The sequence below is a fragment of the Mycobacterium sp. UM_Kg27 genome, from assembly GCF_000972905.1.
Taxonomy (GTDB): Bacteria; Actinomycetota; Actinomycetes; order Mycobacteriales; family Mycobacteriaceae; genus Mycobacterium.
Genome location: NZ_JRMM01000132.1, coordinates 1 through 11,926 on the forward strand (window position 1 = coordinate 1; position 11,926 = coordinate 11,926).

The 11,926-nt window shown below is 68.0% G+C and carries 12 protein-coding genes; 2 read left to right on the forward strand and 10 right to left on the reverse strand.

Features of this window, described 5'->3' with window-relative positions; translation table 11 throughout:
- A partial coding sequence (locus LI94_RS17440; RefSeq protein WP_046301976.1) for an MMPL family transporter occupies positions 1 to 1,382 on the reverse strand: 1,382 nt, incomplete at its 3' end.
- Between the two features lie 252 nt (positions 1,383 to 1,634).
- Between LI94_RS17440 and LI94_RS17445 the strand changes: the two genes are divergently transcribed.
- On the forward strand, positions 1,635 to 2,135 hold the full coding sequence (locus tag LI94_RS17445) for an isoprenylcysteine carboxyl methyltransferase family protein (protein WP_046301977.1): 501 nt from the start codon (positions 1,635 to 1,637) through the stop codon (positions 2,133 to 2,135).
- Positions 2,132 to 3,148 (forward strand): FAD-dependent monooxygenase, encoded by a 1,017-nt coding sequence (locus tag LI94_RS17450; protein WP_046301978.1) that lies wholly within the window; start codon positions 2,132 to 2,134, stop codon positions 3,146 to 3,148. The genes LI94_RS17445 and LI94_RS17450 overlap by 4 nt, the downstream gene beginning before the upstream one ends.
- Here the strand turns inward: LI94_RS17450 and LI94_RS17455 are convergent.
- From LI94_RS17455 to LI94_RS17495, 9 genes are all read right to left on the reverse strand, one after another.
- Positions 3,108 to 4,184 carry an aminotransferase class I/II-fold pyridoxal phosphate-dependent enzyme gene (locus LI94_RS17455; RefSeq protein ID WP_046301983.1) on the reverse strand — a complete coding sequence of 359 codons (1,077 nt, stop codon included), beginning with the start codon at positions 4,182 to 4,184 and terminating at the stop codon, positions 3,108 to 3,110. The two genes, LI94_RS17450 and LI94_RS17455, sit on opposite strands and share 41 nt — an antisense overlap.
- The gene (locus LI94_RS17460) at positions 4,181 to 5,212 is read right to left on the reverse strand and encodes a 3-oxoacyl-[acyl-carrier-protein] synthase III C-terminal domain-containing protein (protein ID WP_046301979.1); all 1,032 of its coding nucleotides are present in this window, start codon (positions 5,210 to 5,212) and stop codon (positions 4,181 to 4,183) included. Before LI94_RS17460 ends, LI94_RS17455 begins: the two co-directional genes overlap by 4 nt.
- Positions 5,213 to 5,220: 8 nt before the next feature.
- Positions 5,221 to 5,886 (reverse strand): hypothetical protein, encoded by a 666-nt coding sequence (locus LI94_RS17465; protein ID WP_046301980.1) that lies wholly within the window; start codon positions 5,884 to 5,886, stop codon positions 5,221 to 5,223.
- Entirely contained in the window at positions 5,864 to 7,615 is a 1,752-nt protein-coding gene (locus LI94_RS17470; RefSeq protein WP_082105801.1) for a thiamine pyrophosphate-binding protein, read from the reverse strand. Before LI94_RS17470 ends, LI94_RS17465 begins: the two co-directional genes overlap by 23 nt.
- Positions 7,616 to 7,707: 92 nt before the next feature.
- On the reverse strand, positions 7,708 to 8,424 hold the full coding sequence (locus LI94_RS17475; RefSeq protein WP_046301981.1) for a zf-HC2 domain-containing protein: 717 nt from the start codon (positions 8,422 to 8,424) through the stop codon (positions 7,708 to 7,710).
- Entirely contained in the window at positions 8,421 to 8,912 is a 492-nt protein-coding gene (locus tag LI94_RS17480; RefSeq protein ID WP_036457986.1) for a sigma-70 family RNA polymerase sigma factor, read from the reverse strand. The genes LI94_RS17475 and LI94_RS17480 overlap by 4 nt, the downstream gene beginning before the upstream one ends.
- 94 nt (positions 8,913 to 9,006) lie before the next feature.
- Positions 9,007 to 10,635, reverse strand: coding sequence for a carotenoid oxygenase family protein (locus tag LI94_RS17485; protein WP_239651261.1), 1,629 nt, complete (start codon positions 10,633 to 10,635; stop codon positions 9,007 to 9,009).
- Positions 10,632 to 10,904, reverse strand: coding sequence for a sigma factor-like helix-turn-helix DNA-binding protein (locus tag LI94_RS17490; protein ID WP_052739966.1), 273 nt, complete (start codon positions 10,902 to 10,904; stop codon positions 10,632 to 10,634). The genes LI94_RS17485 and LI94_RS17490 overlap by 4 nt, the downstream gene beginning before the upstream one ends.
- 176 nt (positions 10,905 to 11,080) lie before the next feature.
- Positions 11,081 to 11,845, reverse strand: a complete 765-nt coding sequence (locus LI94_RS17495) for a S1 family peptidase (protein ID WP_046301982.1) — start codon at positions 11,843 to 11,845, stop codon at positions 11,081 to 11,083.
- Between the last annotated feature and the right edge of the window lie 81 nt (positions 11,846 to 11,926).

Genomic DNA, 11,926 nt, shown 5'->3' on the forward strand with positions numbered 1-11,926 from the left:
CGTGGGCTCGGAGATGTGTATAAGAGACAGGCATAACGATCCAACTCTTCGGGCGCGACGCCGTTCGCGTCACGAACCACGATCGGCACCGCCCGGTCGGAGTCGTCGGCGAAATCCTGGCGCAGCGCATCACCGACCTGGTGCGCCGACGCGGACCGCGGCAACACCCGGTCGTCGGGATAGCCCCACTTGACCCCGAGGAACGGTACTCCGACCGCCACCAGCAGGGTGACCACCGCCAGACCGATCGGCACCGCGTGGCGGGCGACGAATCTCGTTGACCGGTACCAGAATCCCTCTTCGATCGGCTTGACGACGGGTTCGGGCCGCCGCAGCAGCCGGCGAATCGGCCGGCGCAGGTTCAGCGCGTCGAGCCGGGGCCCCAGCAGAGCGATCGCCGCCGGAGTCAGCACGATCGCCGCGATCGCCACGAACGTCACCGTCGCAACCCCGGCATAGGCGAACGATTTGAGGAAGTACATCGGGAACAAAGCCATCGCCGCCATCGACAGCGCGACGGTGATCGCCGAGAACAGCACGGTGCGCCCGGCGGTGCTCATCGTTGCGATCAGTGCTTGATCGGGGGCGACACCCTCGGCCAGTTCGTCGCGGTAGCGGTTGATGATCAGCAGGGTGTAGTCGATCGCCAGTGCCAAACCCAACGCGGTGGTGAGGTTCATCGCGAATATCGATACGTCGGTGCCCAGCGCGATCAGCCGCAGCACCGCCATCGAGCCGACGATCGCGAGTCCACCGAGCGCGACCGGCAACGCCGCCGCCAGCAGACCTCCGAAAACCCAGACCAGCACCGCGAAGCTCAACGGGATCGCGATCGACTCCATCAGCAGCAGGTCATGTTGATTCTGGTGATTGATCTGGGCGTAGACCATCGCCCCGCCCCCGGCGCGAACGCTGACCCCGGCGCGATCGTGGGCCACCTGGTCGGCCAGCGTGCGGGCATACTTCTGCGCGTCGTTCTCGCCGCCGCGCAGGTTGGCCACGATCAGACCGGCGGAGCCGTCGGTGCTGGTCAGTCGGGCAGCCGCAGCCGGCGGATCCGTCCATGGCGAGGCGACGTTGAAGACGTGCGGCGAGCGCTGCAGCACGTCGGCGATCTCGGTGCCTACCGTGCGGGCCCGCTCGCTGTCGGCCCCCTCGGGCGAGCTCACCAGAATCAGCAGTTGCTGGTCGCTTTGGCCGAACTTGTCGGTGAGCAACTGGGTGGCCTGCGCGGACTCCGAACCAGGATCTTGAAAGCCCCCCGCGGACAGGCTGTCGGCGACGGGAATCCCGAACACCGCCGCGGCAACCATCACCAGCCCGGCCAGGATCAGGACGCGGCGTGGAGCGGCGAGGGCCAGCAGGGCGATCCGGTGCAGCACGTAGTGACCTTCCGCCGAAATGGTCCACCGGAGGTACCGACGGCACCCCTAACGACAAGATACGTAGTGGACGGCGCGGGCGTTCAATATTCGCCGGCTACGCCGTGCCGTTGAACCACGGCCGCGGTGGCACCGTGACCTCGGCATGGACAACACTCCGACCGTGGCCGCCGTCGCCGGGGAATTCCCTTCTCGCCGTGATAAAGCTCTGAATCGCTTCTTCGCCGAACTCATCGTGCTGGAGTGGTAGCCATGTATTACGTGCTGGTTCTGGCGGTGGGCGTTGAACGGCTCATCGAGTTGGTGTTGGCCAAGAGCAACGCACGGTGGGCGTTCGCCAACGGCGGCGTCGAGTTCGGACACCGCCACTACCCGGTGATGGTCAGCATCCACTCGGCGCTGCTGGTCAGCTGCGTCGCCGAGGTGTGGGTGTTGAACCGGCCGTTCATCGGATGGCTGGGCTGGCCCATGTTCGCGGTGGCGGTCTTGAGTCAGGTGCTGCGCTGGTGGTGCGTGCGCACGCTCGGCCGGCGCTGGAATACTCAGGTGATCGTTCTGCCGGAAAGCCCGCTGGTGCAGGGCGGCCCGTACCGCTGGATCCGTCATCCCAACTATGTGGCAGTGGTACTCGAGGGGTTGGCACTGCCGTTGATCCACACCGCCTGGCTGACCGCGCTCTGGTTCAGCCTGGCCAACGCGGCGGTGTTGCGGGAGCGGATTCGGGTGGAGAACGTCGCGCTGGGGTACCGGTGACCGGCTTCGACACCGACCTGCTGATCGTGGGTGGCGGGCCGGGGGGACTCGCCGCCGCATTATGTGCTCGGCAGCAGGGACTTTCGGTGATCGTTGCCGATCCCCGGGCCAGCCCGATCGACAAGGCCTGTGGGGAGGGCCTGATGCCTGGCGGGCTGGCCGTTCTGGAGTCGCTCGGCGTTTCCCCGGTCGGCATGCCGTTGCGCGGCATCGCCTATCTCGACGAGCAGCGCCGGGCCGAAGCGAGGTTTCACAACGGCCCGGGACGCGGCGTGCGGCGCACGACATTGCATGCCGCCTTGACCGACCAGGCCAAGCAGAATGACGTCGACTGGACTGCGACGAAGGTCGACGGCGTGGTCCAAGACGCCGCGGGAGTCACAGCGGGTGGTATTCGGGCCAGATGGCTGATCGCCGCGGACGGGCTGCACTCGGTGGTTCGCGGCGCCGTCGGGATCTCCTGTGCGGCAGGTTCTCCGCGCCGCTATGGGCTGCGCTGGCACTACCAGGTGCCGGCGTGGTCGGAGTTCGTCGAGGTGCACTGGTCACGGTGGGGGGAGGCCTACGTGACGCCGGTGGAGCCGGGCTTGGTGGGGGTGGCCATCTTGTCGCCGCACCGCCCGCAGCTCGACTGGTTCCCGGCCCTGGCCGCCCACCTCGCCGACACCCAACGTGGCCCTGCCCGCGGTTGCGGGCCCATGCGGCAGCTGGTTTCGCGGCGCGTTGCTGGGCGGGTGCTGCTGGTCGGTGACGCCGCCGGCTACGAAGACGCGCTCACCGGTGAGGGCGTCAGCCTGGCCGTCAAGCAGGCCGCTGCCGCGGTGGCGGCGATCGTCGACGGCAACCTTTCGTCCTATGAGCGCGCCTGGCACTCGATCACTCGCCGGTATCGCCTGCTCACCCGCGGCCTGGTGCTGAGCAGCTCCTGGCCGCCGGCCCGGCGTGCCTTGGTCCCCGCCTCGTGCGCGCTGCCTAGTGCGTTCGAGCGTGCGGTGCATCTGCTGGCGCACTGAGTGTTTGCTCGACGGCGGACAGCACCATCTGGGTGGAGCCGCGGGAGCCAATCGTGATGCGCACGGCGCCGTCGGGATAGCCCCGGACTCGCAGGCCGCTGTCGGCGAAGATCGCACTCCAGGGCCGGCCCGTCGCCGGCAGGAACACAAAGTTCGCGTGGGAATCGGTGGTGTACACCCCGGCGGCCCGCAGCCGGGCGCGCAGATAGCTGCGTTCGGCGACGATATGGGCGATGCGCTGCTGCAGCTGGTCCTCGGCCGCGTAGGAGGCCGCCACCGCCACCGTGCAGCCGGCGCTGATACCGAATGGAAGCTGCAGGGACCACAGGCGCGCGGCCAGCTCCGGGGCCGCCAGTGCGTAGCCGATGCGCAGCCCGGCCAGACCATAGGCCTTGGAGAACGTGCGCAGCACAATCACATTCGGAAAGCGCGCGATGAGCTTCGGGACGTCGATGCGCTGGCCCGGGGCGACGAACTCGATGTAGGCCTCGTCGAGCAGCACGAGAGTGTCGGCGGGCACGCTCGCGACCAGCCGTTGGACATCGGCGACCGGCTCCAGGGTCCCGGTCGGGTTGTGGGGCCGGCACACCACCACCATCCGGGCAGCGGTGGCGGCCCGGGCCATGGCGGTCAGGTCCTGATGGCCGAACCTGTCGAGCGGGATGTCGGTGACCGCGAGTCCGGCCATCTGGGCGAACGCGGGAAATCCCTCGAAAGTGGGCGTGCTCAGCACGATCCGCTGCCCGGGACTGGTCAACGCTTGCAGCACCCGCATGGCCAGTCCGGAGGCACCCGCGCCGACCGCTACGTTCTCCTCGGCCACGTGCGCGTGCTCGGCCACCAGGCGCCGTAGCCCGGTGGGCAGGAATTCCGGATAGCGGTTGGCCGCCGCCATGGACTCAACCAGTGCCGTCCGCACCGCCGGGAGCGGCGGCAGCGGGCTCTCGTTGAGCGACAACGCCCATGGATCGACGGCCGGCCGAAGTGCGTTGCTCGGGTAGGCGGTCGCCGAATCGGCGTGCGCCGCGGAGGTCATCGCGTTCGTCCGCCCCACCGGATGGCCGCCGCGCCGGCGAAGTCACCGGCGTGGGCGAAGCCCGCCATCACCACCACCTCGCCCGGCTGCACCCGGTTCTGGGAGATCGCTCGATCCAGATTGATCGGGATGCCGGCACCGAACAGGTTGCCGCACGCGTCGAAGGTATCGACGTGGCGTGCTTCGGGCACTTCGAGCGCCTCGCGCCAGTTGCGCAGAAACACCCGGTTGGGCTGATTGGTGACCAACAGCCCGATATCGTTGGCGGACAGGCCGTTGCGATGACAGACCGCGAGGGCGACTTCGGGAACCTGCCGGTTGCCGCGAGCGAGCACCTTGGTGATCTTGTCCTCGGTGAAGCCGATGTAGGCGGCGCCGGGGCCCGGCTGCCACCACTTGCGGGGCGGGTCGGTGTGGTAGGTCATGTCGCCGGCGTACTGGCCGTAGGTGCGGCATTCCACGTCGAGGATCGGGGAGTGATCCGACAGCGTGAGCAGTCCGACCGCGGCGCCGTCACCGGGAACCGACGCCTGCGGTTTTCCTCGTACGGCGGGCTGATCGAAGACCTGGCCGGCGGCGTTCTGGGCGATCGCGATCAATGCGCTGCGGCCCGCTCCGGCGGTCAACAACTGCCGGGCCACGCCCAGCCCCAGCACGAAGGCGGCGCAGCCGCCATTGTGCAGATCCAGGACGGTGGACGGGCGCATCCCCAGCCGGTGAGCGATGCCACCGCCGCCGCCGCAGAACGGGATGTCGGGCAACTGGGTGTGGGTGATCAAGATGTCGACGTTGTCGATGACCTCGCGGCCGTGCCGGTCGATGATGCCCTGCGCCGCCCGCTCGATCATGTCGGCCGCGGTCTCGTCCTCGCCGACGTGATGGCGGAATCGGGGCGCGCGGAACATCAGGTTGTCGCGCAGCGCATCGGAATCGGCGTACTGCGTGTAGTAGTCGGCGGCGATGGGTTCGCCGGGGAGATAGCTGGAGACGTCGATCAGACTGACTGGGGTTTCGCCGGGCTGGGTCATGTTTCGCCTCATCGCATCCAGAACGGGGTGACCGGCAGGCCGTTGTGGTGCCGGTATTCGGCAATCGCCTTCAGATTCTTCATTTCCAGCAGGTGGCCGGCACCGAACATGTCCCAGAAGTCGCCGACCCATACCGGCCGCTGGGGCGGTGCGGTGTCCGGATAGGGGTTGTGGTCATAGAACGGGTGGTGGCAATTGGTCCACAGCACAACCGATCCGGGCTTGTTCAGCACGACCTGGGCGTCGACGATCCGGATCAGGTAGATCATCCACAGGTGGTCGGGCTGATCCCAGGCGCAGTGGTAGTCCACCGTGAGGGCATCCCGGTTGGAGACGGTGCGGGTGTAGATCTTGGTCTCCGAACCCAGTCGGTCGTAGGCGAGCCAGAGACCTGATTCTTCGGTGGGGGTGAAGCCGCGCAGGCTGTAGGTCCACTCTTCCAGGCATCGCGTATCGGAGAGGTAGTCGAACAACTCGTCGGGCGGGCAGTCGATGTAGTCGTTGACGGTGCAGTAGTCGCCGAACACCACGTCGTGGGGGTAGACCGAGTGCATCATCTCCATGATGATCGGGGTGGCGACCTCCCGGGGACTGGTCTCGACCCGCACCAAGCCGTCGATGGGCTCGGGCGTACCGGCGTGAACGCTGATATCAGCGAGGGCTGGTAGCGACATCGAAGTGGTCCTCCTTGTGCGTGGAAACTTTGCCGTTACGACCCACTGGGCCAGTGGTTTTCGGTGCCTCGATGGCATTGAGGAACGGCGCGAACGGCGGTATCTCGTCGGCGGCGCACTCGACGCTGATCACCGTGGGCCCCCCACGGTCCAACGCCGACGCCAAGACCGCGGCGAAGGTGTCCGGGTCGTCGACGTCAATCGCGCTGAGCCCGGGAAACATCGACGCCAGGCCGTCACCGAGCTGGCTGTGGGCGAAGCGGTTGTAGGTGTAGAAACCGTCGTAGAACAGCTGCTCGCGGGTGACGCACATGGCGTGCGCATTGTTGTTCAGCAGCACGAACAGCACCGGAAGGCCGTGCTGCACCGCGGTGTGGATCTCCATGCCGTGCATGAAGAACGCGCCGTCGCCGGCGATCACCACGGTGCGCCGACCGCGGCCGAAGGCCATCCCGATCCCGGCCCCGAAGCTGTAGCCCATTCCGCCCATTCCCAGCGCGGCCAGGAAGCGGCCGTCGCGCCGCGCCGGCAGGTAGTGGATGGCCGCAGCGCCGGTGTTGCCCGCATCGACGACGATGTCGGTCCCGGCGGGCAACGCGCGGTCCAGCACGGCCATCGCCTCGCGATAGCGCACCCCCGGGCCGGTGTACGGCGGAGGAGTCAACTCGGTGTGCGGCACCGACTCGGGCACCCGCAGCCACCTGGGGCGCCCGGCTCCCGACAGCGCACGGCAGATGGACTGCAGGGATGTCCGCAGGTCAACGGTCTGCACGTGGGTGCACGGAACATACGGCGGTGCCGAACCGATCGACACGGTGTGGATGAAGCTCAGCGCCGCCTCGAGGCCGGCGCGGGCGGTCAGCGTCAGCCGGGTGCCGACTACCAGGCACACCGCACTACCGGTCAGTGCCTCGGCGACCGAGGGGTGGCCCATGACGCCGGCCACGCCCAGTGCCGATGAGGACCCCAGCCCCGAGGTGCCGGAGACATCTTTGGCGTCGGGCACGCACACCACCCGGGCCCGCAGCAGTGCCCGCAGGTTCTCGAGCTCGGCCCGGGCGTCGTTTCGGGCCACCTGTTCGCCGGCGATGATCGTGACCGGTCCATGGGCGTTGCGGAGCGCGTGGATGATCGGATGCGGGTCGCTGATGACGCCGGGATCGCCGCCGCTGTCGCCGCCGTTGCGGTACGGGCTGGCGGTGACGAAACCCTGTTGAACATCCTTGGGCAGCAACAGCACCGCGGGTCCGCCGCTGCGTGCCGCGGCGATGGCTCGGGGCAGCGCGGTCACGATGTCTTCGGGGTTCATCACCCGCTCGCAGAAGACCGATACCGCCGAAAACAAGGCGTGCGCGTCGAGTGCACCGTTGCGTCCACTGGTGTCTTGGAAACTTCCTCGACCGTCCAAGGTGCTCGGGGCCTGGCCCACCAGCGCCAGCACCGGAACCCGGCTGGCCAATGATTCGCCCAGCCCGGCAACCAGGTTCAGGGCGCCCCCACCCGAGGTTGCGGCGACTACCCCCAGTCCGGCACCGCTGCGGCTGTAGCCGTCGGCCATGGTGGCGGCCGAGAACTCATGCTTGGCCAGCACCGCCGTGATGTCGGGACGAAAATATGCTGCGTCGTAAAGGTCTTCGATGTTCGCGCCATCGACGCCGAAGATGTGACCGACTCCCATTGCCGCCAGCTGGGCGACGATGAAATCGACCACGGAAGCGATCCTGGACATCTGCCCGCCTAACTCGTGACGATGTCATTGACACGGTTTGCGGGCGGGATTGGTTCGACGAAGGCATCGGCAGATGTCGATGACCCGGGTCGCTACAGGGTGCGCTCCAGCAGAACCTGGCCGTTGTCGGCTGACACCACTTGTACCGAGGCGATCTGATCCGACGGTGTCGAGATGCTGCCGGCCGGCGTCGCGGTGTGTCCGGGTTCGGCAACCCAAGTCGCCAGCCGGGTCTGGCTGCCGTCGCGGCCGACCACCACCAACGCCAGGGTGTCGTGGTGAGCGTTCACCGGTGCCAGGCAGACGCAGCTCAAATCGATGTAGCTGCCCCAGGATTCGTCCCTGACCGCGACCGTCGAGGCCAGCGCCGTCGTCCCCACTTGGGCCATCGGCACCGCATCCTGATGTGGGGAGGGTGTGGTCGGCGAGCCGATGCCGATCAGGACCCCGATACCGAGTACGGCGGCCGCCGCGGCTGATGCCGTCCACGTCAGCAGTCGGGTACGCCGGCGGCGCCGGTGCACTTCGGTCAGCAGGGACGGCAGCAGGTTGGCCGGCGGGGGCGGCGCTGCGTCGGCCTCGTTGATCGCAGCCACGCAGTTGCCGTCGAGTTGCGACAGCAGGGCGGGCACGCCGCTGATCTCGGTGACGGCGTCGCGGCACTGCGCGCAGCCGGCCAGGTGTCCCTCGAACTCGCGACGGTCGGCCGCGGACAGCGAACCGAGCACATAGGCGGCATCCCACATGGCGTACGGATGCTCACTGTCGACCGGCCCGCCGGCCGAGCCGAATTCTCGCGGCCACGTCATCGTGTCACCCCCATCTCCTGCAGGGCGAGTCGCAGAGCCCGCACCGCGTAGTGCAGGCGTGATTTCACCGTTCCCTCGGCGATCCCCAAGTCCGCAGCGATCTGCCCCGTACTCCACCCACGGTAATAGGACCGTTCGATCACCGCTCGGTGCTCCGTCGACAGGTGGGTCATGGCGTCGCCGATCAACATCCGGTCCAGGGCGGTGTCCACCTCGTCGCGGGTGGGTTGTTCGGGCGCGGTCGACTCGTCGAGGGTGGCCACGACGTTGCGGAAGTGGGCGCTGCGGCGTTCGTCGATGATCATGTTGCGCGCCACGGTGCACATCCAAGCCCGTGGTGACCGCGCGGTATCGCCGATGACCTCCGGGTGCTGCCAGGCGCGCAGCAGGGTCTCCTGCACGACGTCCTCGGCGCGGGCGGCGTCACCGGTCAGGCGCATGGCGTAGCGCCACAGCACCGCGGCGTGCTCGTCGTAGAGCGCCTTCATCAGCGCGGTTTCGTGATCTGGCGGTATGCCGATGCGCGGCAAGCTGATCACCTCCTGCCTAATGACACGACGCGGGCGCCCGTGAGGTTCATGCTCAGTCCGGGATCCAACTCCCGTGGAAACCGTGCGGAACGCGCCGCGGCAGTCGCACCCGCGCGACGGGGGCGGCGCCGAAGTCCGATGCGCCCAGGATCACCAGTTCACTGCACTGGCGGACCGGGCTGTAGACGTAGCTCAGGTACCAGCCGGCCGATTCGTCGGTCTGGCCCGGTGCTGGTGCGAACACCGCCTCGTCGGGTGCGCCGGCCATGCCGTTGTTGCCGAACCGGTGGACCTCGGCGCTGTCGCGCGCCACGTCGTAGCGGACCAGCCCGTCGGTGCCGACGGCGACGGTGTAGCGGGCCGATGCGCCCACCCGCCGGTCGTCGACGCGGGGGAATTCGATGTCGCGGTCGTCGAGCTGAACCTCGGCCACGACGCCCGCTTCCAAGTCGATGGTCCAGCGCCACAGCGCGGCCTCGGTCTCGAAATCACTGTTGTCGCGCCAGATTTCGGGGTAGCGGACCACCTGCATCACGATCGCGTTGCCTTGGGCTGAGGCCACGTCGAACGCGTTGGCGACGTGGAAGACGTAACACGGGTTGATGTCGAACCAGCGAACCGGGCCGAAGGGGTCATCGCGACGCAGCACCCCGAGGCGGGCGCCGTAGTCGTCGTCCCACCGGTAGGGCGGGTCGCGTTCGACTCGTCGGGTGAGCGCAACCTGCGGATTGAACACCAGCGGCAGGTCCAGGAACACCACGTGCTGGGCGGTCAGCGCGAAGTCATGCATCAGCGTCAGGCCGGGGACGTCGATGGGACGACGAACCTGGACCGCGCCGTCGGCGCTGGCGCGGTAGTAGTTGATGTGCGGTCGGGCGAGGTCGCCGTATCCGAAGAAGTGCAACTCGCCGGTGATCGGACAGACCTTGGGGTGCGGCGCCATGGAATCGACCAGCTTGCCGGCGAAATCGTAGGGGCCGAGGGTGTCCAGCTCGGTGGAGATCTCGTAGGGCAATGCGCTATCCATCAGCGCCAGGGTTTTGCCGGCGTGCCGGATAACGTGGGTGTTGGCCGCGCTGGAGTGCAGGTTGCGGCTGCCGTCGGGATTGAACAGCGGCAGGGGGCGGTCGAAGTTCTCGGTGCGCACCCAGCGGTTGCGGTACCAGGCGGCCCGGCCGTTCTCCAGCCGAACCCCGTGCACCATGCCCTCGCCGGTGCACCAGTGACCGCCCGCCTCGCGGGGGTTGGGGCCGTTGCGCAGATACCAGCCGTTGAGCTCCGGCGGGATGTAGCCCTCGACGGGCAGATCGAACGCCGTGAGTTCGTCGGGGACCGGAGCGTAGTTGCCGGGGCGAAAGACTCCGAAGACCGTCTCCGGTGGTTGCAGGACCGCCACCGACCCACCGGACTCGTGGCCGTTGACCTGGCGGATGACGCCGGCGGCGGCGAGACCCGCGCTGAACGCGCCGTCTGCGGTGTCGAGCGATTCCAGGTCGAGTTCGCCGAAGTCCTCTTGATCCAGCAGCGACAGCACGGCCGGCATCCCCGACAGCTCGGAGACGGCATCCTGGCATAACGGGCACTCGTCGAGGTGCGTCTGGTACTCGCGATAGTCGGACTCCGAGAGTGACCCCAGCACGTAGGCGGCATCCCACATGCCGTACTCGTGGTCAAACGTCATTGCACCGTTCCCAAATCTCGCAGTGTCTGTTGCAGGGTCCGTAGCGCGTAGTGCAGCTGGGTCTTCACGCCGGCTTCCGCGATCTCCAGGTCGACCGCGATCTGCTCGGTGCTCCATCCGTCGTAATAGGCACGACGTAACAGGACGCGGTGTTCGACGGAGAGATGCGCCAGCGCGGCGGCGACCACAGCCCGGTTGGGCGCCAAGTCGCGATGCATGGCGCTGGAAGCGCTGCTCAAGCGGGGACGGGCCTGGTCGTCTGCGGTCATGGCGGTTCAGGCCCTGCCCGTACGCGCGGAACAGTCCGGCCGCGGCGCGGCCGCGGTCGAGTGCCGCTCTTCCGCTGGTTTTCCTCTACCCATGCACCAGCCTCCCGGAGGTGACACGACGCAGCGTCCCGTTCGGTTCAGTGTCGCGCGCGCCGGGCTGCTGCGGTAGAGGCTTTTTACGTCGTGGTGACCAGCGTCAGCTGCCAGGCCTGCAGCCACGGCTTGATCAGCTGCGCCACGGAGGACTCGCGAGGCTCAGCGCAGGCCGTCTCGGGATCCTCGCCGTCGGACTCCGCGGTGAGGATGCCGACCGCTTCGGCGGTGCCGTCGGGGCGCATCCGGTAGGCGGGGCCACCGGAATCGCCGCAGGTGGTCGCCGCGGCGAACCTGACCTTGCCCTTCTCGCTGGCGGAAACCGGTCCGCACATCGGTTCACCGCTGCGGACGCCCAAATGACAGAGCGTGTCGCCGATGTTGACCCGCTCGGCCACGCCGCTCACCGGATGTCCATCGACCTCAGGGGACAGCGGGAACTTGTCCGGGTCGTCCAACGTGATCAGACCGATGTTGTGGCCGTCTTTGCCGTCGTAGACGCTCTCGGTAAACGCCCCGACGGTGGGATAGAGGGCGCCGTTGTGGATGGACACCGTGCCCGAGCCGCCGGGCTTGTTGCAGTGCCCCGCCGACAACAGTCCCGGCCGGCCGTCCTTGCTGCGTACCAAGAAACCCGCGGTGCAGCTGGTGGCCTCGGAGCTGCCGGTGGAGGACACATTGATGCCAACCCCGGGACCGATCGCCTCGGCCGGCGGCTGCGGGATGAGCTGCTGCACCGGCTGGGCGCGGCTCACCCAGACCATGCCGGCCAGGACTGTTAATACGCCGCCCGCGATGGCTAGGCGCTTGAACAGGGTTTTGGGTGGGAGTCGTCGAAAGGCGGCCACTTAGGCGAGGGTACCGAGGGTGAGGCGGGTGTGGGGGTGGGGTGGTTACGCGGAGGGTGAACAGGGGGTGGGGGGTGGGGC